This window comes from Erwinia piriflorinigrans CFBP 5888 (genome assembly GCF_001050515.1).
Lineage (GTDB): Bacteria > Pseudomonadota > Gammaproteobacteria > Enterobacterales > Enterobacteriaceae > Erwinia > Erwinia piriflorinigrans.
On record NZ_CAHS01000016.1, the window covers coordinates 141801 to 163083 of the forward strand.

Sequence of the window (21283 nt, forward strand, 5' to 3'; positions counted from 1 at the left end):
CTTAACGAGGATATTTTTATTCCCATCGTCAAATAAAAAACGCTTCCAAATAGTATATTACCGCCCTTTCCACATTGAAACATATAATACATGCCGCGCATGCATGTTATACCCCCTAATCATTAACACTCTGATAACAAAAAGAGAAAGCTGCTTTTTTTGATTTATTAGTCAATTAAACGGCATCGCCATCATTACCGATGAGACCCTTTTATAGTAAAACTTATGACACCCCTAACTTATTGCCATGACAATTTATTCTTACGGTATCACCGCATCAGGATATAAGTAAAAATCAATAAACAAAACAACAGCTTATATAAAAAATGCATTTCACGCACAAAAAAGTTAACGAAACCCCAATCTAATAAATAGATAGACGAAGTGGATAATTAAATCATCAATATATCCCTTGATATTATTAAAACAACAATAAATTTAAAAACACAAAAATTATCACTATAATAATGAGCCGGCATGCTACTTACGAGACTTCACTGATGTTACCGGATGAAATTTATATATTCATACAAAGGTAACGTTATGTTTAACATTTACAGCATTAATTACTCATCAATGAGAAGTGAAAAATCAGAAGATCTCTTTGCATTAAGAAAGAATACTTTCAAAGACAGATTGCAATGGGCCGTAAACTGTTCTGACGGAAAGGAAGTTGATCAGTTTGATAATGAAAAAACAGACTATATTTACGGTGTTGAAAATGGAATGATTATTTGCGGCACACGGATGATTGACATGAAACATGACAACATGTTGAACAGTACATTTTCTTCATTTTTTAAGGACGTTCCCATACCTGATGGTAAGTTTATTGAATCTACACGATTTTTTGTGGATAAAGAAAGAACCCATTCGCTACTGGGGCGCAAATTTCCCGTTACTACGGTTCTGTTTCTCTCACTGATTAACTATGCAAGGCAGCATCACTATGACGGAATTCTGGCTGTCGCCAGTCATCCGATGTTGCATATCATCAGGAGTTCAGGGTGGAATGTCTCACTACTTAAAACGGGCATGTCCGAAAAAGATGAGCCAGTTTATCTGTTACTCGGCCATGTAGACCGAGAAAGCCAGGAGGCGCTAAAAGACAGAATATTCAGAAAAATCAGCACAATGGATGAAAGCACCCTGGACGCCTGGCCGCTGACATCTGAACCTTCAATCTAATCAACTAACCGGTTTAATCAGCTGAAGTTCCACACCAAGACGTATTGCATGCCGGGCATTTGTCACTCCCAGTTTTTTGACGATATTGGACATATGAAACTTAACCGTGCAGGTTTTTATCCCGAGAATCATTCCCGTTTCGTGATAGGTTTTACCCACGCTGGCCCAATAAAGGATTTCGTTTTCTCTGTCCGTGAAGCGAGATTTTTTTTCTGAACGGGACGCATTTTTTTCTGACAATGATGTCAGTGCAAGATACGTTTCATGGACTGACGCGAGGAGTAAAGAGATGTCACCTTTGTTCTTGATGAGAATTTCGGTGGCTTCTGCACTGCATTCAGCAGTAAGCGAAAAAGATAGGGTGACAAGATTATTGTTATAATCATGTAACAGAAAGGTATACCCATTGCTCACGCCAAACTCATGGGCCTTATCGAAAAGTTTGGAGAATCGAAAACCTGAACCAGCCATCAGATTTTCATCCCATGCAAAGGGGGTTAACCGATTCAGCGCCGTGATAACCACCGGATCGGTATACTGCAATCCCTTTTCCTTGTACTGCTTTACCCATTCATCCGGGTAATTTGTTACGCCAAAGATACAGGACATATCTTTTTTGGACAAAACAACGTATGCCCAAATGAACTCTCCTAAATCACCTAATGCCGCTTCCAGTTGCTTGCTGATAATGTCACTAATATTATCTTCAGGTTCCATTAACTGCTTGCTCCTGATAACTAAAATTTATCTGACAGAATATACCAGAAATGTGCATCAAGCCGGAACCACGGAATTTTTAGTGAGTGTAAGGTCAGATTATATGGCTGTTTTGTGCATAATCAGTCGAGTAAAATTACCGAATGCATCATAAAGACCTTAACACGTTACGTTGGAATGCCACGCTAAATGGCAGAGGATTACGTGTTGCAGAACATTCCTACCGGAAATCCGTTTCCCAAGACGTCAGCTGGGCAGTAACGCAAGTATCAATGCCCCATGCCCGCAGCCTGTCTGAACTTATCAGGCCAGTCATCGATATGACTGGATCACAGAAGATACAGACTCATAAGCTCTTGGCGGGTGCGCTGAATTTTTTTAGCGCACGTGAAGGTGGGCAGCACAGGCTACAGGTAAAAGGCTCATGGATAATATCGGTTACCATTACGAACTCCCCTGTGCACACAGCACAAGGCTTCTGTGAGATCATTCCACAACCCACAAAACGTAACAACGTCCACGCACGGGTTAATCCCAGTACGGGTTTTTCTGAGGAATATGGATAGCTCTGTTCAAGATAAAGCCGATAAGCTTTCATCAAGGTTTTAATCGGGCGTTCATTTTCAGTATTCTTCAAATAGAAATAAATATTATAAAATAGTGAGGAATGAATGTTTTGTTCCCAGGCCATAAACCAATCCCCGGAGAAAGGTAGCATCCCTTTTGGCGGAGGGCAGCCGCGTATCTCTTTATATAAACGCAGCAAGCGCCGACGGCTCACAGAGGTTTCTGACTCAAGCACCTGCATTCTTGCTCCCAGAACGATCAGTTCCATCGCTATATTTATTTCATTGATCTCATCCAGCTGGCTTTTATCGATCACTTATGGCTCCTGGGATCGTGGCTTTTCTGCTTATTCAGCGCGTTAATCAAATCAGTTGATAAAAGGATCCCAGTATGAAATTGTTGTAAAGCTTCAATACGTGAGTTTTTGGTTAAATTAACAATGGCAGTATCATCCACACGCAGGCGACAGATCAATTGATTGGTTGCTGCCAGTTTCATTAGCTGAAGCAATGAAAGTCCTTTCAGATTTTCAATCGTCTCTTCAGATAGCCCGAGACGAAACCCCGCTGCAAATTTATCTGTAGCGATTAATTGCTGGCAGAGTAGCAAATATGAAAGATTAATATCATGGATACTTTGTAGATGCTTATCAAAACTAGACATTTCTGATCACCTAAATATCATTTAGTCGGTACTGGTTAGCTTATTACGCAAAAGATTGTCACTTTACCATCGCTGCCGGATTCTGGTTCACAATGCTTTTACCGTTGATATATTGCCCAATTCCCTTGCAAGAAGTTGAAAAATATAATAATTATGTGCTAAGCGTTTTTTAAACTGCAAATAGCTAAAAACGAGGCGAGATACCAAGTACAGTCCTAAAAGACTCCAATCACCACGCGCCCCGGCTCAACACCAAACAACAATTATCATAAAGGCTAAAAATAAAGGAATTATAAAAAGTTAAAAAAATATTAATAAACATTAAAAAACAACACTATTAAATTAGCAATTAATAAAGTACAAAGATGAAAAAACACCCCACCTCATTACCACGAATAGAAACCATTTTTTATAGTAGTCATATAGCGTCAAAAGTGTTGTCATTTAATGGAATGACATTTCACTTAACCAGGTTATCATTGATACCTTCAGCGATTTACTGTGATTACCCGTTCGCTTTTAGAGACAGGCCGTTGATAACCGTCAGGCATGCTTTATCGTTATCTTTTGCTGTGCTGGGGTTCATCTTTGGATACCACCTCATATACCGCTCCCGACAGCAAGTTAAGTTTGTTGGTAAAAATTGATCATTTCGAAAGGAAAAAAAGCATGACGGTAATCATGTCTAATTGATAATGCGACTGACGCACATGCGTTAGCGGGTGGCAGAATGTTCCCATCCGATGCGCCAGCGAGTTGATCAGGACAGTCGGCTGACCAACCCGCAGATTAAGCAGTTCCAGGCCACGGTGAGTGGTAGCAACAGCCTTTATGGCTCAATATAAGGATCGCGCTCTGCCCTGTTTAACCGCCATTCTTGTATCAATATACAAAGCGCGATTATCCCCTGTAGTTATTGTGCCCTTTTGCCAGCTTAATGCTGGCTTTTTTTTAGTATAACGATAAATAAAGATCATCATAGCTAATGGAACCAGGTAATGTATTACAGGTTACCTGATCCCGTCAGTAACCGGGCTGTTGACAGTGAGCAGAATGACATGCAGCAATGTTGGCAGCAGCGGCCTCCCGGTAGTTCAGCTATTTGACGTCACCCCTCACTCTGCCTGACGCAGGCATATTGTTCGTTAGCTCAATCAATTGCAGCAAGGATATGCCCTCTAGATTCTGACGTTTTTGCATGAGTGTCTTTTTTCCACCAGCCCACCATAGTGGTATCGCTTTACTTTAACGGGCTGGGCCGGAACTTCAGTCTTATATCTATATATGGACGATTGCTATCTTTTAAGAGATCGCTCTTCACTGAAAACAGAAATAATTTTAAACACAAGTTGTCGCACATAGCAGATTGTTTTTACTTTCATCTAATAAATTAAAAGTTTCCAGCAAACCTGTCGTATTCCTTCACGAGGGAAATGATGCGTATGTTGATGAAGAATAATAATGATACGCGTAACTAGCAGGACATTTCGCGCAAAACTGTGCATAATAAACGGGTAAATTAACTCTCTATTTAGCCTGTTAACAACATGCCATTTGTCGTCATGTCGACTAACAGATTAATAATAATAAAGCTTAAATGAGCCCACTCAGTATCCCCTGTAAATAACAAGGGATTCACTTTTTGACGAAAAATAGTAATCAACACAGATATTTAATCAATAACTCACTGGCATCCATACAAAGAAGATGAGTTCAAACAATGGATAACAATATTATCATCGGTAATCTTCTCACGATCGACAGACGCACCCGAACACTGTCAAGTGTTCTTGACGGAAAAAACGTCATGCTTCCTGCGTCTGCCTGTCGCTGCCTTATCGCTCTTACGCAGGCAAAAGAGCAGGTGTTATCGCAAGAACAGCTAATGGATATTGGCTGGCGTCATTCCGGCGTAGAGGTCACAGACAACAGCGTACGGGTAATGATTACCAAAATCCGCCGCGCGCTCATCGCCCTTGAAGTGAATGACAGTGTCCAACTGATCGCCGTAACGCGCAGCGGATACCGACTGATTGTGCGCACTGAACAGCCTGCCGCAGAGCTGCGCAATGTATCTGCTGGCAAGCCGTTACACGTCTCGGCGGAGGTAATTTCGCAGCACGTCGGTGCTTTCCGCGCTCATAGCCAGCTGATACGCCGTATGGTGGCAAGCGCAGCGGGGCTGGTTGTGGGCAGCTGTGTGGTCGCGGCTGTCAGCTGGCTGCTGACAATCAAACCCGAGCCGATTAACTATATACGCTGGCACGGTGAGGAAGCCCCGCCTCAGACGGAGGTTTGGGTGCCGGGAAATATCCCAGCAGATAAACAACTCATCGCCCAGACACTGCAACTTTATATACAGTACGCCACCAAGAAAGATGGGGATATTAACCCCAAACATGCCCGTTACCTCTACATAACAACTGAGGAATCCAGCCCTGAACTGGGCCTGATTGCCTGCGTTGCCCCACTGCGGGATTCGGAGAACAACTGTGAATCGTACTCTTTTAAATATCGTTAAATCGCCAATCACATTGTTTTTTATCGGCGGTTTTATACTACCGTTTATGGTCTGTGTACTGAAAGATATGGTCTTTTATCCGCTGAAAACCAACTGTGTTGTCCCTCAGGCCAGATATGATATTAGTGATGACAAAAACTGGACGCTGACACGCGGCATTTATCGTTTTTATCGTGATGGTTTAACCCAGCGCCGTGTGGTTTATACCGGCAGTATCAGCCACTATATCAACGGCGGTAGGCAGCTCTACCCTGTTGCCGTGCTGCGGGAAATCACCGTCAGTAGCAGCGTAAGTAAAAACCAACTGATTAATACCATTATTCACCACAGCAGCAGACTGGGCGACCAAAGCAACAATGATGAAGTCGTCAAATATGTTTTCCCACATATCATCCCGGGTGAAACCAGTACCAACCGGATATATCTGCTGGATGGTAAAGCACTGGCTGTCAGCGCTGAAAACAGTGCGCCCACGCTTTGCGTGAACTGAAAGTTCCCCCCCTTAAATCCGTGTTCGGTCGATTGGCGGGTAATAGTAATATTACGGGTATTCAACGACTCATTAAGTTATCCCGTTAAATACTTTCTGCTTTCTCCGCCCTCGGGTTAGCAGAATGATGTGTTTATTTATTCATTTCCCAGAGGGCATAACCAGCCACACAGCAGGTCGCCATCATCACCATAAACATGATGATAAACAGAGCCGTATATAACATGCTGCCAGAGTTTTTTTAATCTTGTTACGCATTCAGTCAATCCTGTAATTAATGCTCTCGCCAGCGTTGATGAGGATCGGGCAAGCTGCATATTGTAAAACACTTATTCAGCAGGATAATCAGTTGATAAGATTTCATTACTGTTGCTATTTCATCACTTCTGTACCGCACAAGCTCCACCACCGAATGGGTCCTGCTTACGCGCCTCTGCTTTGCACCAAGATTTAATATAAAAATAACTTATGTTATAACGCATTTTTTTGCTGCATGGGAAAAAACGCTCAGGGGTAGTAGCAACAAAAACCCCTCTCTCACCATCAGGCAACCGTTTACGTAATAGCTAAGATCGCCAGAACACCAGATCGTGAAAAAGTTCATGGCATGCAGATTGTTTTGTGACATAAGTCACACTTTAATTGAATTGAAATGAAACTGAATTTGACAAGTGTGAGCGTTCTCTATTTCCTAGAGCACTGATAGCGGCACACTGCCGTAACATTTTCAGCGGGTGTTTTCGTCTAAGCGCCAAACACCTATTTTCGCCCGTAAAATCGGTAACTCGATCTGAACGATGGCTGTCGAACAGGTCACAGAACATATGAAAAAATAATGAAATATAAAATTATGATGGCTGGAGCCCTGGCCGCACTTTCTTATACACAATCCTCAGCCGCAGAAACTGGCAATGCTGCCTATGTTTCTGACTGGTGGCATCAAAGTGTTAATGTGGTCGGCAGCTATCACACACGCTTCGGACCGAAGCTGAATAATGATGTCTATCTTGAATACGAAGCCTTCGCACATAAAGAGTGGTTCGATTTCTACGGCTACATTGATGTGCCAAAATTCTTTGGTACCGGTAACGGTAATGACGTCGGCGCCTGGGATGACGGTTCCCCCTTCTTTATGGAGATCGAACCACGTTTCTCAATTGATAAACTGACCGGCACCAACCTGGGCTTCGGCCCGTTTAAAGAGTGGTATTTCGCCAACAACTACGTTTACGATATGGGTGACAACAAAGGCAGTCGCCAGAATACCTGGTATATGGGTCTGGGCACGGATATCGATACCCATTCAGATATTGGCCTGTCACTTAACGTCTACGCCAAATATCAGTGGGAAAACTACGGCGCTGCTAACGAAGATAGCTGGGACGGTTACCGCTTTAAGGTGAAGTACTTTGTGCCGCTGACCACGTTATGGGGCGGTAATCTGAGCTATATTGGCTTCACCAATTTTGACTGGGGTTCGGATCTTGGCGACAAAGCCAGCCCGGCGCGCACCAGTAACTCCATCGCCTCCAGCCATATTCTTTCTCTCGGCTACGACCACTGGCACTATTCGTTTGTTGCGCGTTACTTCCATAACGGCGGACAGTGGAACGACGGCGTGGTGCAAAACTTCGGCGGCGGTGATTTCAACGTAAAATCAAGCGGCTTCGGCTACTACCTGGTTGTCGGCTATAACTTCTGATCGTTGGCCAGGCAAACGATACCGACGCCAACATGACTAAAAACTCAACGCGTCAATTGGCGCGTTTTTGTTGTCGCGCAGATACCGTTATACTTGGCGGGCAATATCGCATATGAAATCAGGAAGAGTTATGTCTGCAAGGTTTGTCGACTACGATGTTAAATTGCGCCCCCTGGAACGGGAAGATCTGCGTTTTGTCCACCAGCTGGATAACAATGCCAGCGTTATGCGCTACTGGTTTGAAGAGCCGTATGAGGCTTTTGTTGAGCTGTCAGATCTCTATGACAAGCACATTCATGATCAGAGCGAACGGCGCTTTGTCGTGGAACACGGCGGCAGTAATGCCGGACTGGTAGAGCTGGTAGAAATTAATCACATTCACCGTCGGGCGGAGTTCCAGATTATTATCGCCCCAGACCATCAGGGCAAAGGGCTGGCCAGCAAGGCTGTAAAGATGGCAATGGATTATGGTTTCTCCGTGCTGAATCTCTACAAGCTGTACCTGATCGTCGACAAAGAGAACGAAAAGGCGGTTCACATCTATCGCAAGCTGGGCTTCGAGGTAGAAGGCGAATTAATCCACGAATTCTTTATTAACGGTGAATACCGTAACACCATTCGTATGTGTATTTTCCAGCCGCAGTATCTGGAGCGTTTCAAACCCGCACAGGGAATGGTTAAACCGACTGCACAGTAAACAGGCCGGAAATCCGGCCCGGTGAGATTCGCCTACGCCCCACGCGCGCCGACCGGATTCATAATGATCTGCAGGCGCGCTGGCTCAATTTTGTACATTCCCCCGTAGAACGGGTCAACCCCCAGCCAGCCAGGGAAACCGAGCAGCGGAATATTGCCCAGCAGATACCACAGGTTCGGACTCTCTTTCAACGGCAGAGTCTGTGGAATATAGCCAGCCCGCTCCAGCATCACCCGGTACTTTTTCTTACCGAAATAGTCACCGTTGGACTTCGCCAGCGTCACGGTTTTGGGCGTATAGCCCTCTGCTACCGCTCTCCCGTTTTCATCCTGTACCACAAACTTCACTCCCGGAGGCTGGGTTTGCAGCATGACATCCTGAGTTTCGCTGGAGACGATGGTCGCACATCCCGTTAACGTCCACGCTGCCATCAGCGCTGTTATCAGCCGTTTCATGATTATTCCTGCCTGAGTTCAGTGTGCTGACAGTCTAAGCCTGAGCGGATCTGTTTTCATTATTTACCTCCCCATGTCAGCGGGCGAACACAGTGATTAATCGATGCGTTATTCAACCATCAAAGGGAAAGCAATCTGCCATGCCGTGGGCACGCCACCTTTTTAACGCATTTTTCCTTTAAGATACTGGCATTGCTGGCTACTTAACCAAACAAGCGCTCAAGGTAGCGTTCCAGCGCCATCCGGGAGCTGAAGCCGTGGGGAATACCATAGTGGTCGTTGGCCTCGCCAGCCAGATACATCGGAAAACGGACATAGTGATCGCAGGCTTTCATCTCGGAGGCAGCGGTGGCGATCGCCTGGCTTCTCTCTTTTAGCGCCGGGTGGATAACCAGCGCGGTACGACCGAGACGGGCTTCACGGTTGACATACACATAGTCTTCACCGCGCCGATAGCCGTAGGTTTTGGTGGTCACCGCATCCATTTCAAATCCCACTTTTTCCAAAACGCGCGCTACCTCATCAGGTCGTAAATACATGCTTGTTCCTCTCATTCTGTAAACCCGGCAACCTTACACAGGCTTCGCTGCCAGGGCTTTCGGAATAATCCACAAACGCCGACCGTCAGGTGGCGTATCTGAGCTTGTCATATAACTCATAGTCTGTTTCGAGGTAAAGGAACAACATTTTCGACGTGAAGAGTGGCAGTGATTCAACGGTATACCCCATAGCGAATGCGGCATTTTTTAACCAAAAAATTTTTTTTGCGCGCCAAAACCTTGTGCGGCAAGACTTCAGTAGAGAAAATTTATGGAAAATCGTATGGCCTGATCATTGTCCGGTTGCAATCCAGCAATACTATATCTAGTATTTAAGGTGTAAAACAAACCCAATATGATGTGTTTCAGGTAAAGTGGCCGCTCGCTAAGCCAGTGCCAAAATCATCATCCCACCCACCGCGAGGTAAATGCGAATCATGCGCATTATTATTTACACTAAAGACAACTGTGTCCAGTGCAACGCTACTAAAAATGCGATGGACAAAAAAGGCATTGATTACCAACTGATCAATCTCGACCAGGAACCGGCACATGTGGAGACCCTTAAATCACTGGGCTACCGCCAGGTCCCGGTAGTGATGGCCGAACAAGAGCACTGGAGCGGCTTTCGCCCCGACAAAATTCATGCGCTAAGCCATATCACGTCGGTGCGGGGATAACAGCATGGCTACGCTGGTTTACTTCTCCAGCCTGTCTGAAAACACCCATCGTTTTATTGTGCGCCTGAACCTGCCGGCGCGCCGCATTCCGCTGGACGGCGCGCAACAGCTACAGGTCAGTGAGCCCTATATTCTGGTTTTACCCAGCTACGGTGGCGGCACGCGGCATGGGGCAGTCCCTAAACAGGTGATCCAGTTCCTTAATAACGTCAATAATCGTCAGCTGATCCGGGGCGTCATCGCCGCTGGTAACCGCAACTTTGGCGAGGCTTTTTGCCTGGCTGGCGAGATCATTGCGCGAAAATGCCAAGTTCCCTACCTCTATCGCTTTGAGTTAATGGGCACCTCTGACGATATCGCTAACATCTACAAGGGAGTAACCGAATTTTGGCAGCGACAGACAGCACACTCTTAGAGAGCACGGCGGACTATCACGCGCTTAACGCAATGCTCAATTTGTACGACGAAAATGGACATATTCAGTTTGAGAAAGACAAAGAAGCCACGCGTCAGTACTTTATCCAACACGTTATTCCTCATAGCGTTCAGTTCAATTCCATCGCCGAACGTCTACAGTTTCTGGTAGCGGAAGGTTATTACGAAGCTGACGTGTTGAATGCGTATCCGTTTGAGTTTGTCTGCTCGCTGTTCACCGAAGCCACCGCACGCCGCTTTCGCTTTCAGACATTCCTCGGCGCATGGAAGTTTTATACCAGCTACACGCTGAAAACCTTCGATGGCAAGCGCTATCTGGAAGGTTTTACCGAACGCGTATGTATGGTCGCGCTAACATTAGCGAAAGGTGACCAGACGCTGGCGCTGGCGCTTGCGGATGAAATTCTGAGCGGGCGTTTCCAGCCTGCAACCCCCACCTTTCTTAACTGCGGTAAACAGCAGCGCGGCGAGCTGGTTTCCTGCTTCCTGTTGCGTATTGAAGACAATATGGAGTCGATTGGGCGGGCGGTAAATTCGGCGCTACAGCTTTCCAAACGCGGCGGCGGCGTGGCGTTTCTGTTGTCTAACCTGCGTGAGGCCGGTGCGCCAATTAAGCGTATTGAAAACCAGTCTTCCGGCGTGATCCCGGTGATGAAGATGCTGGAAGATGCCTTCTCCTACGCCAACCAGCTTGGGGCGCGTCAGGGGGCTGGGGCGGTCTATCTGCATGCGCACCATCCGGATATCCTGCGTTTCCTGGATACCAAGCGCGAAAACGCCGACGAGAAGATCCGCATCAAAACCCTGTCGCTCGGCGTCGTGATCCCCGATATCACCTTCGAGCTGGCCAAAGACAACCAGCAGATGGCGCTGTTCTCGCCTTACGACGTGGAGCGCATTTATGGTTTACCGTTCGCCGATATCAGCATCAGCGAAAAGTACCATGAGATGCTGACCGATACGCGTATCCGCCGCACTTTTATCAATCCGCGTGAATTTTTCCAGACGCTGGCAGAAATCCAGTTTGAGTCCGGCTACCCCTATATCATGTTTGAAGACACGGTGAACCGTGCTAATCCTGTCCACGGGCGTATCAATATGAGTAACCTGTGCTCGGAAATTTTGCAGGTTAACAGCCCGACCGAATATAACGATGACCTGAGCTATCGCCGTATAGGTAAAGATATTTCCTGTAATCTCGGCTCACTGAATATCGCCCACGCGATGGATTCCGCTGATTTTGCCCGCACGATTGAGATTGCGGTACGCGGGCTGACGGCGGTCTCCGATCAAAGCCATATTCATTCGGTGCCCTCAATCGAACAGGGCAACGCGCAGTCACACGCCATTGGCCTCGGGCAGATGAACCTGCATGGCTACCTGGCGAGGGAAAATATTCAGTACGGTTCAGAAGCGGGCCTGGACTTCACCAATATTTATTTCTATACCGTGACTTACCATGCCCTGCGTACCTCTAACCAACTGGCGCGTGAGCGCGGCACGACCTTTAGTGGCTTTGCTGATTCCCGTTATGCCAGCGGCGAATATTTTAATCAGTATCTGGAGCAGAGCTGGCAACCGCGTACGCCTCGGGTCGCCGCGCTGTTTGCCAATGCCGGGATTGCCATTCCAACCTCGCAGCAGTGGCAGGCGCTGAAAGACGCGGTGATGCAGCACGGACTCTACAATCAGAATTTACAGGCCATTCCCCCTACGGGATCGATCTCCTATATCAACCACGCCACCTCAAGTATTCACCCGATTGTGTCGCGTATTGAGATCCGCAAAGAGGGCAAGACGGGCCGCGTCTATTATCCAGCCCCCTTTATGAATAACGATAATCAGGCGTTTTATCGCGATGCTTATGATATCGGCCCGGAAGCGATTATTGACACCTATGCTGAAGCGACCCGCCACGTCGATCAGGGGCTGTCTCTGACGCTGTTCTTCCGCGATACCGCCACCACGCGCGATATTAACCGTGCGCAAATTTACGCCTGGAAGAAAGGCATTAAAACGCTGTACTACATTCGTCTGCGTCAGATGGCCCTACAGGGTACTGAGGTCGATGGTTGCGTCTCCTGCTCGCTCTGATCCCCTTTTCATCGCGGGCCAGATCCCCTGGCCCGATAACAAGATATCACTATGAAATTAAATAAAATTCATGCTATCAACTGGAACAAAATCGAAGACGACAAAGATCTGGAAGTGTGGAATCGCCTGACCAGCAACTTCTGGCTACCTGAAAAAGTCCCGCTTTCTAACGATATTCCGGCATGGAACTCCCTCAATGCCGATGAGCAACAGCTCACTATTCGCGTGTTTACCGGTCTGACGCTGCTGGATACCATTCAAAATACCCTGGGCGCTCCGGCACTGATGGCCGATGCGCTGACGCCGCACGAGGAAGCGGTGATGTCCAATATCAGCTTTATGGAAGCGGTACACGCACGTTCTTACAGCTCGATTTTTTCGACGCTGTGCCATACCAGCGACGTCGATGCCGCCTACGCCTGGAGCGAAGATAACGCGCCATTGCAGGCTAAAGCGCAGATTATCCTGCAACATTATTACCACGACGACCCGCTGAAAAAGAAAATTGCCAGCGTATTTCTTGAATCGTTTTTGTTCTATTCCGGTTTTTACCTGCCCATGTACTGGTCCAGTCGGGGTAAGCTGACCAACACCGCTGACCTTATCCGTCTGATTATCAAAGATGAGGCGGTTCACGGCTATTATATTGGCTATAAATTTCAGAAAAAATTGGAAAAAGAGACACCACAGCGTAAAGAGGAACTACAGCAGTTTGCCATTGAACTGCTGCTTGAGCTGTATGAAAACGAAGTGGCTTACACCGAAGCGCTGTATGCCGGCGTGGGCTGGCAGGAAGACGTGAAAAAATTCCTGCATTACAATGCCAACAAAGCCCTGATGAATCTCGGTTATGAGGCGTTGTTCCCCTCTGAGATGACCGATGTCAACCCGGCGATCCTCGCCGCGCTGTCGCCCAATGCTGACGAAAACCACGACTTTTTCTCCGGCTCTGGCTCTTCCTACGTGATGGGCAAGGCGGTAGATACAGAAGACGAAGACTGGGACTTCTAAGTACCTGAACAATGGCTGCCACCCACAGTCATTGTTTATATAAGACCATTTTACTCATTTTCTATTTATTAAAAATCCTGTCTATTTTCTGATTCAAATTTAGCCATAATGTGACGGCTATATTGCATCAACAGGCAAACATCACAACAATATCTCGCTCTTCAGAGAGAAGATTCCTGGAGAAATAGATTTTTTTTCCCCTCGCGCAACTCGCCGTCATCCCTTACCCACTCTGACATTAGCCTCACTCACTGCTTAATCAGAGTATTCTAATTGCCGACTAAGGGTTGCCTCAAATTCTCAGTATGCTACGGTATAGACCGATAATATTTAATTACAAAGAAGAGTTAACATAAAAAAATCAACTTTAACCGGGAAAAAAATAAATGCATGGCTATTAAACTCGAAGTTAAGAATTTATATAAAGTTTTTGGAGACAACCCCGATCGCGCGTTTAAATATATTGAAAAAGGGATTGATAAAGAAACATTATTGGAGAAAACAGGTCTGTCTCTTGGCGTGAAAGACGCCAGTCTGGCCATTGAAGAAGGCGAGATTTTTGTCATCATGGGATTATCCGGCTCCGGTAAATCCACTATGGTTCGCCTTCTCAATCGTCTGATTGAACCTACCCGTGGCCAGGTCATCATCGACGGTGAAGATATTGCCCAAATATCTGATAGCGCGTTACGTCAGGTTCGTAGAAATAAAATCAGCATGGTATTCCAGTCATTTGCGTTAATGCCACATATGACGGTATTAAATAATGCTGCATTTGGCATGGAATTAGCCGGCGTGCCGCTGGCAGAACGTCAGGAAAAAGCGCTGGATGCGTTGCGTCAGGTGGGTTTAGATAATTATGCCCACGCTTATCCGGATGAACTTTCCGGTGGCATGCGTCAGCGTGTCGGATTAGCCCGTGCGCTGGCCATTAATCCCGATATATTATTGATGGATGAAGCCTTCTCTGCGCTTGACCCGCTAATTCGCACCGAAATGCAGGATGAATTAGTCAAACTGCAATCGCGCCACCAGCGCACCATCGTCTTTATTTCTCACGACCTTGATGAAGCCATGCGCATTGGCGATCGTATCGCCATCATGCAGGGCGGCGAAGTGGTGCAGGTCGGCACGCCGGATGAGATCCTCAATAATCCCGCTAACGACTATGTGCGCACCTTCTTCCGTGGCGTGGATATCAGTCACGTATTCAGCGCGAAGGATATCGCCCGCCGTAGTGCCGCTGCGCTGATCCGTAAAGCGCCGGGATTAGGCCCGCGTTCAGCCATCAAGCTGTTGCAGGATAATGACCGAGAGTACGGCTATGTGCTGGAAAAACAACGCTTTGTTGGCACCGTCTCCGTCGACTCGCTGAAGGCGGCGCTGGCAGAAGGGGCAGGTCTTGATCAGGCGCTGCTGGACAGTCCACAGGCGATGCCTGCCGATACCACGCTTAACGATTTGCTTTCCCATGTTGCCCAGGCTCCGTGCGCGGTGCCGATCGTCGGTGACGAAGGGCAGTACGTCGGTATTATTTCCAAAGGTATGTTATTGCAAGCATTAGATCGTGATGGAGGCCAGCCATGAGTGAACAAAACAGTAACCCGTGGGAGTCTGCAACCCCGAATCAGAGCGCGCCAGCGGATGTCAGCCAGGCCACTAGCGGCAGCAGCGATCCGTGGGGAGCACCGAATGCCGCCCCAGCCAGCCAGCCCGCCACCGACTCAGCGACCAGCAGCAGCGATGCCTGGGGCACTTCACCCGGTGCTGCACATGATACGGCAGGTAGCAGCGACTGGCTGACTAGCGCTCCGGCACCGCAGGCGGAGCATTTTAGTATCCTTGACCCGTTCCATAAAACCCTGATCCCGCTTGACAGCTGGGTAACCACCGCTATCGACTGGGTGGTCACCCATTTTCGCCCACTGTTTCAGGGGATCCGCCTGCCGGTAGATTATATTCTTAGCGTCTTTCAGCAGCTGCTGTTGGGTATGCCTGCACCGGTGGCGATTATTGTTTTTGCCCTGATCGCCTGGCAGCTCTCCAGCTTCACGATGGGTGTCGCCACGCTGGTATCACTGGTGGCGATTGGTGCCATCGGGGCCTGGTCCCAGGCAATGGTCACGCTGGCGCTGGTGCTCACCTCCCTGCTGTTCTGCATCGTCATTGGTTTGCCGCTGGGTATCTGGCTGGCACGCAGTCAGCGCGCGGCGAAAATCATCCGCCCGCTGCTGGATGCGATGCAGACCACGCCAGCGTTCGTCTACCTGGTGCCGATCGTTATGCTGTTTGGCATCGGTAACGTACCGGGCGTGGTGGTGACGATTATCTTTGCCCTACCGCCGATTGTTCGTCTGACTATCCTCGGCATTAAGCAGGTGCCTGCCGATCTGGTTGAAGCGGCGGAATCCTTCGGTGCCAGTCCGCGTCAGATGCTGTTTAAAGTCCAGCTGCCGCTGGCGATGCCAACCATTATGGCCGGGGTTAATCAGACGCTGATGCTGGCGCTGTCGATGGTGGTCATTGCGTCAATGATCGCCGTAGGCGGCCTCGGTCAGATGGTATTACGCGGTATCGGACGCCTGGATATGGGTCTGGCGACCGTCGGCGGCGTTGGTATCGTTATTCTGGCTATCATTCTTGACCGACTCACGCAGTCCGTGGGCAGAGACAACCGCAGCCGTGGTAACCGTCGCTGGTTTACCAATGGCCCGTTGGGCTTGTTGACCCGCCCCTTTATTAAATAATTCTTTTGGCGGCACGCCACCGTGCCGCCTGCAAAATCGCACAACAAAATATTAAGGAATCACTATGCGCAAGACAGCACTGCTGGCCGCCGCGTTCACCACGCTGGCCGCCGCTCAGGTTTCCGCCGCCGATCTGCCGGGTAAAGGCATTACCGTTAAGCCCGCTCAAAGCACCATTACCGAAGAGACGTTTCAGACGCTGCTGGTAAGCCGGGCGCTGGAAAAACTGGGCTACACCGTTGATGACCCGAGCGAAGTTGATTACAACGTCGCCTTTACCTCGATTGCCGCCGGTGATACCACCTTTATGGCCACCTACTGGAAACCGCTGCACGATGATATGTATCAGGCGGCCGGGGGCGATGCCAAATTCTATCATCAGGGTACCTACGTGCAGGGCGCGGCTCAGGGCTATCTGATCGATAAGAAAACTGCGGACCAATATCACATCACCAATCTCGGGCAGCTGAAAGATCCTAAATTGGCTAAGCTGTTTGATACTAACGATGATGGCAAAGCCGATTTGACCGGCTGCACGCCGGGCTGGGGCTGTGATGATGTGATCACCCACCAGATTAAGGCCTACGGATTAAGTAATACCGTGGTACATAACCAGGGCAACTACTCGGCAATGATCGCCGATACCATGACTCGTTTCAAAGACGGTAAACCGGTGCTCTATTACACCTGGACACCTTACTGGGTCAGTGCCGTGCTGGTGCCGGGTCGCGATGTGGTGTGGTTGCAAGTACCGTTCTCTTCTATGCCGGGCGCACAGAAGAACATCGATACCAAACTGCCAAACGGTGCCAATTACGGCTTCCCGGTTAACACCATGAATATCGTCGCTAACAAAGAGTGGGCGCAGAAAAATCCTGCAGCAGCAAAACTGTTTGCCGAGATGAAACTGCCTTTAGCGGATATCAATGCGCAAAACGCACGTATGCATCAGGGACAGTCTTCAGAAGCGGATATTAACGCGCATGTGAATGGCTGGATAAAAGCACACCAGGCACAGTTCGATGGCTGGGTGAAAGACGCGCTAGCCGCCGGAAAATAACCTGTATTTTGGCTGTCTCCCTCCTCGGGTAACCAGCCGATGCATTTTGGGCTGCCCCTACTCTTTGGTCAGCCCACAGTTCGACGGCGGTGAAGCCGTCGAACTGGTTTGTCCTGTTAATTATCATGTGAGCGAAATAGTTTTTTAGGTTATTATTAGCCTATAAGACATTTCTTACTATGATATTTAATTTTTATGAAACCCCCTCATCAAGCCCTCACACCCGCTTTAGTCGTACTGATGTCTCTGGCTACCGGTCTCTCAGTCGCCTGCAACTATTATGTTCAGCCGCTGCTGGCTACCATTGCCCGTACCTTCGAACTCTCATTCCATCAGGCGGGCTTTATTGTCACCACCGCCCAGCTGGGATATGCCGTCGGGCTGCTGCTGCTGGTTCCGCTGGGGGATATGCTTGAGCGTCGTGGCCTGATTGTCGCGATGAGCCTGCTTGCCGCCGGAGGACTGGTGATCACCGCGATGTCGTCAACGCTGCCGTTTATGCTGTTGGGCACCGCGCTGACCGGGCTGTTTTCCGTCGTCGCGCAAATTCTGGTGCCGCTGGCAGCCACCCTCGCCGTACCGGAAAAACGCGGTAAGGTCGTCGGTACGGTGATGAGCGGTCTGCTGCTCGGGATCCTACTGGCCCGCACCGTAGCAGGCGGGTTGGCAGAGCTTGGCGGCTGGCGCAGCGTCTACTGGATCGCCAGCGCACTGATGGTGTTGATGGCGCTAGCGTTATGGCGCTATTTACCACGTTATAAACAGTCGGTAGCACTGAATTATCGCCAGCTGTTGGGATCCATTTTCACTCTCTTTGCCCGTCATCCTGTTCTGCGCATCCGAGCCATCATCGGTTGCCTGGTGTTTGCAAACTTCAGCGTGCTCTGGACCTCTATGGCATTTCTGCTTTCGTCGCCGCAGTGGAACTATTCAGAAGGCGAAATAGGTTTGCTGGGGCTGGTTGGGGCTGCTGGCGCGCTGGCGGCACGTCATGCCGGAGCATTGGCAGATAAAGGCCTGGCCCGCCTGACCACCAGCGCAGGACTGCTCGTTTTACTGGCTTCATGGGGAGTTATTACCCTGGGCGCTCATTCACTGTTCGCGTTGATTATCGGCATCATCTTGCTCGACCTTGCGGTTCAGGGCGTACATATTACCAATCAGAGCGTGATTTACAGCCATATGCCTGAAGCACGTAACCGCCTCACCGCCGGTTATATGACCAGTTACTTTATTGGCGGGGCGGCGGGATCGCTGTTGTCGGCATCCGCTTTCCAGGCTGCGGGGTGGTATGGCGTCTGTGCGACTGGCGCACTGCTCACCTTATGTAATCTGCTGGTCTGGTGGTACGGCCATCAGTTTGAGGCCAAAACCGAATAATTTTCTCAATTGAAGAAGTTTTTTGGGAACTTTTCGACTATTAAGACATTTCCGACTCTGCTATGGTTAAGATAAATTTATTAAGCATGGTTACTTTTTCAACTGAAACGATTTAGTGGTTGCCGGTTAACCTTGTCTCTTCGCACTGATTTCCCCTTAGAGGGTTCCAAAGCGAATGGTAATGATTGCGCCTTCATCTACGTCTAACTGAAAACGTCATATCAGCCAAATTTTCCTTACCGGATGATGCCGACCTCTTCGGGTTCCGCTGCCCTGTCAGGTTTTTTTACGTTTTACACACAGTATTGTTTATCACGGCTATCAAGTAGCCTGGGTTAGGGAATGACCGTGAAACTAAGGATGACGACTACGCCAATGTGAAAATCTCACCGACGGTAAAGTCGCCTTACCCATTAATCACCATCGTTATTACACCCGTTGCAACTAGTGAGGTTCATTTATAATGGAAAGTTCATTTACTCCCATTGAACAGATGTTGAATTTTCGTGCGAACCGCCAGAAAGATTTCCCATTACAGGAAATTATGCTAACGCGCCTGTGTATGCACATGCAGAGTAAATTGCTGGAAAACCGCAATAAGATGCTGAAGGCACAGGGAATTAATGAGACGCTGTTTATGGCATTGATTACGCTGGATGCGCAGGAAGATCACAGCATTCAGCCGTCAGAGCTGAGCGCTGCCCTCGGCTCTTCACGCACTAACGCCACGCGCATCGCCGATGAACTGGAGAAGCGCGGCTGGATAGAACGTCGCGAAAGCGATAACGATCGCCGCTGCCTGCATCTGCACCTGACGCCAAAAGGCGACGAGTTCCTACGCCAGCTACTGCCACCCCAGCATCAGTGCCTGAAACTTTTATGGTCAGCGTTGAGTGCTTCCGAAAAAACCCAACTGGAAGCGATTACGCGTAAGTTACTGAATCGTATGGACCAAATGGATGAAGAGGAGGTTGTTGCCTCCCTCTCACGCTAATGACCTGATCAATAGCATATTGTGTGACACAACATAAGTCGGGAATCGCTACCTTGTTTCCCGATACATTCCCTTTCGCCAGCGCCAAGCCGCTGGCATTTTTGACCCAAAAGATCGCTACCCTAATGATAGCGGCTACGGTTAGCAAAAAAATTCAGGAGAACACCATGAATGCAAGCGCGGTGGCGCAGGAGCCGCAGCAACCTAAAAAGAAGAAGAAACGCAAAAGCGCGCTGATTTTTCTGGCAGTCCTGTTCGTGATTATTGGCGTGGCTTATCTGACTTACTGGCTACTGGTATTACGTCACTATCAGGAGACGGATGATGCCTATGTGGCAGGAAATCAGGCGCAGGTGATGGCTCAGGTAGCGGGTAGCGTCAATAAAGTGTGGTTTGATGATACGGACTACGTCAAAAAAGGAGATGTGCTGGTCACCCTGGATCGTACCGATGCCGGGCAGGCATTTGAGAAAGCGCAAACGGCGTTAGCCACCAGCGTGCGGCAAACCCATCAGCTGATTATCAACGGCAAACAGTATCAGGCAACGATTGAACAGCGAAAAACGACGTTGCAGCAGGCGCAAGCGGATTTACATCGCCGCGAGCCGTTGGGCGCGTCCAATCTGATCGGTAAAGAAGACCTGCAGCACGCGCGTGATGCGGTGACCACTGCCAAAGCGCAGCTGGATGTGGCGGTGCAGCAGTATAACGCCAATCAGGCGATGATCCTCGATACCACGCTGGAAAATCAGCCTGCGGTGAAAAAGAGCGCCGCCGAGCTGCGCGATGCCTGGCTTGCCCTGCAACGTACCAATGTGGTTAGCCCGATTGATGGCTACGTGTCACGTCGCAGCGTGCAGGTAGGTTCGCAGATTGGCACCACCACCCCCCTGCTGGCTATCGTTCCGGCGAATAATCTGTGGGTAAACGCTAACTTTAAGGAAACCCAACTGGCTGGCGTACGTATCGGTCAGGCCGCAACCGTGGTTAGCGATATTTACGGTGATGACGTGGTCTATCACGGCAAAGTTGTCGGGCTGGATATGGGTACCGGGAGCGCATTCTCACTGCTGCCCGCCCAGAATGCCACCGGCAACTGGATCAAAGTGGTACAGCGCCTGCCGGTACGCATCGCGCTTGATGCGCAGGAAGTGGCGAAACATCCGCTGCGCATTGGTCTGTCGACGCTGGTGAAAGTAGATACCCGCAGCAGTGAAGGTGCCGTTCTTGCCACCAGCGTGCGCAGTGAACCGGCTTACACCAGTGATGCGCTGGCGCTGGATCTGACGCCTGTCAATCAGCTTATCGGCGATATTATTCGCGCTAACGCCAGCTAAATCAAC

General features: G+C 48.8%; 20 protein-coding genes. 15 read left to right on the forward strand and 5 right to left on the reverse strand.

The window, feature by feature from the left end:
- The first annotated feature begins 543 nt into the window (after positions 1-543).
- A complete protein-coding gene (locus tag EPIR_RS12950; protein WP_023655885.1) occupies positions 544-1188 on the forward strand; it encodes an acyl-homoserine-lactone synthase in 645 nt (214 codons plus the stop codon).
- Here the strand turns inward: EPIR_RS12950 and EPIR_RS12955 are convergent, their stop codons facing one another.
- The 3 genes from EPIR_RS12955 to flhD all read right to left on the reverse strand — a co-directional run bounded on the left by EPIR_RS12955 (position 1189) and on the right by flhD (position 3135).
- Positions 1189-1905 carry a LuxR family transcriptional regulator gene (locus EPIR_RS12955; protein ID WP_023655886.1) on the reverse strand — a complete coding sequence of 239 codons (717 nt, stop codon included), beginning with the start codon at positions 1903-1905 and terminating at the stop codon, positions 1189-1191. It lies immediately after the preceding gene.
- A 346-nt stretch (positions 1906-2251) separates the two neighbouring features.
- The gene (gene flhC, locus EPIR_RS12960) at positions 2252-2788 is read right to left on the reverse strand and encodes a flagellar transcriptional regulator FlhC (RefSeq protein WP_023655887.1); all 537 of its coding nucleotides are present in this window, start codon (positions 2786-2788) and stop codon (positions 2252-2254) included.
- Positions 2785-3135, reverse strand: a complete 351-nt coding sequence (flhD, locus tag EPIR_RS12965) for a flagellar transcriptional regulator FlhD (RefSeq protein WP_023655888.1) — start codon at positions 3133-3135, stop codon at positions 2785-2787. The genes flhC and flhD overlap by 4 nt, the downstream gene beginning before the upstream one ends.
- Positions 3136-4855: 1720 nt before the next feature.
- On the opposite strand from flhD, the gene EPIR_RS12970 reads away from it, so the two are divergent.
- The 4 genes from EPIR_RS12970 (at position 4856) to speG (ending at position 8545) form a co-directional block, all read left to right on the forward strand.
- Positions 4856-5656: a winged helix-turn-helix domain-containing protein gene (locus EPIR_RS12970; protein ID WP_023655890.1), complete on the forward strand. Its 801-nt coding sequence runs from the start codon at positions 4856-4858 to the stop codon at positions 5654-5656.
- The gene (locus tag EPIR_RS12975) at positions 5628-6146 is read left to right on the forward strand and encodes a hypothetical protein (protein WP_023655891.1); all 519 of its coding nucleotides are present in this window, start codon (positions 5628-5630) and stop codon (positions 6144-6146) included. Before EPIR_RS12970 ends, EPIR_RS12975 begins: the two co-directional genes overlap by 29 nt.
- An 835-nt stretch (positions 6147-6981) precedes the next feature.
- Entirely contained in the window at positions 6982-7848 is an 867-nt protein-coding gene (locus EPIR_RS12980) for a nucleoside-specific channel-forming protein Tsx (RefSeq protein WP_023655895.1), read from the forward strand.
- Positions 7849-7978: 130 nt separating this feature from the next.
- Positions 7979-8545, forward strand: coding sequence for a spermidine N1-acetyltransferase (gene speG, locus EPIR_RS12985; RefSeq protein ID WP_023655896.1), 567 nt, complete (start codon positions 7979-7981; stop codon positions 8543-8545).
- Between the two features lie 32 nt (positions 8546-8577).
- Here speG and EPIR_RS12990 read toward each other — a convergent pair whose 3' ends face one another.
- Positions 8578-9000: a hypothetical protein gene (locus EPIR_RS12990; protein WP_023655897.1), complete on the reverse strand. Its 423-nt coding sequence runs from the start codon at positions 8998-9000 to the stop codon at positions 8578-8580.
- A gap of 203 nt (positions 9001-9203) precedes the next feature.
- Complete coding sequence (locus tag EPIR_RS12995) at positions 9204-9539, reverse strand: DUF2002 family protein (protein WP_048697572.1); 336 nt, start codon at positions 9537-9539, stop codon at positions 9204-9206.
- Positions 9540-9976: 437 nt separating this feature from the next.
- Here EPIR_RS12995 and nrdH point away from each other — a divergent pair, with 437 nt between their 5' ends.
- From nrdH to emrA, 10 genes are all read left to right on the forward strand, one after another.
- Positions 9977-10219, forward strand: a complete 243-nt coding sequence (gene nrdH, locus EPIR_RS13000; RefSeq protein WP_023655899.1) for a glutaredoxin-like protein NrdH — start codon at positions 9977-9979, stop codon at positions 10217-10219.
- 4 nt (positions 10220-10223) lie between these two features.
- Complete coding sequence (nrdI, locus tag EPIR_RS13005; protein WP_023655900.1) at positions 10224-10634, forward strand: class Ib ribonucleoside-diphosphate reductase assembly flavoprotein NrdI; 411 nt, start codon at positions 10224-10226, stop codon at positions 10632-10634.
- Positions 10604-12748 carry a class 1b ribonucleoside-diphosphate reductase subunit alpha gene (gene nrdE / locus EPIR_RS13010; RefSeq protein WP_420834763.1) on the forward strand — a complete coding sequence of 715 codons (2145 nt, stop codon included), beginning with the start codon at positions 10604-10606 and terminating at the stop codon, positions 12746-12748. The genes nrdI and nrdE overlap by 31 nt, the downstream gene beginning before the upstream one ends.
- A gap of 51 nt (positions 12749-12799) precedes the next feature.
- On the forward strand, positions 12800-13759 hold the full coding sequence (gene nrdF / locus EPIR_RS13015) for a class 1b ribonucleoside-diphosphate reductase subunit beta (RefSeq protein ID WP_023655902.1): 960 nt from the start codon (positions 12800-12802) through the stop codon (positions 13757-13759).
- Positions 13760-14149: 390 nt separating this feature from the next.
- Complete coding sequence (proV, locus tag EPIR_RS13020; RefSeq protein ID WP_023655903.1) at positions 14150-15346, forward strand: glycine betaine/L-proline ABC transporter ATP-binding protein ProV; 1197 nt, start codon at positions 14150-14152, stop codon at positions 15344-15346.
- The gene (proW, locus tag EPIR_RS13025) at positions 15343-16506 is read left to right on the forward strand and encodes a glycine betaine/L-proline ABC transporter permease ProW (RefSeq protein WP_023655904.1); all 1164 of its coding nucleotides are present in this window, start codon (positions 15343-15345) and stop codon (positions 16504-16506) included. The genes proV and proW overlap by 4 nt, the downstream gene beginning before the upstream one ends.
- Positions 16507-16570: 64 nt before the next feature.
- Positions 16571-17566, forward strand: coding sequence for a glycine betaine/L-proline ABC transporter substrate-binding protein ProX (gene proX / locus EPIR_RS13030; protein ID WP_023655905.1), 996 nt, complete (start codon positions 16571-16573; stop codon positions 17564-17566).
- A gap of 195 nt (positions 17567-17761) precedes the next feature.
- Complete coding sequence (locus tag EPIR_RS13035; RefSeq protein ID WP_023655906.1) at positions 17762-18946, forward strand: MFS transporter; 1185 nt, start codon at positions 17762-17764, stop codon at positions 18944-18946.
- A 463-nt stretch (positions 18947-19409) separates the two neighbouring features.
- Positions 19410-19940: a transcriptional repressor MprA gene (mprA, locus tag EPIR_RS13040; RefSeq protein ID WP_023655907.1), complete on the forward strand. Its 531-nt coding sequence runs from the start codon at positions 19410-19412 to the stop codon at positions 19938-19940.
- A 167-nt stretch (positions 19941-20107) separates the two neighbouring features.
- Complete coding sequence (gene emrA, locus EPIR_RS13045; RefSeq protein WP_023655908.1) at positions 20108-21277, forward strand: multidrug efflux MFS transporter periplasmic adaptor subunit EmrA; 1170 nt, start codon at positions 20108-20110, stop codon at positions 21275-21277.
- The last annotated feature ends 6 nt before the right edge of the window (positions 21278-21283 follow it).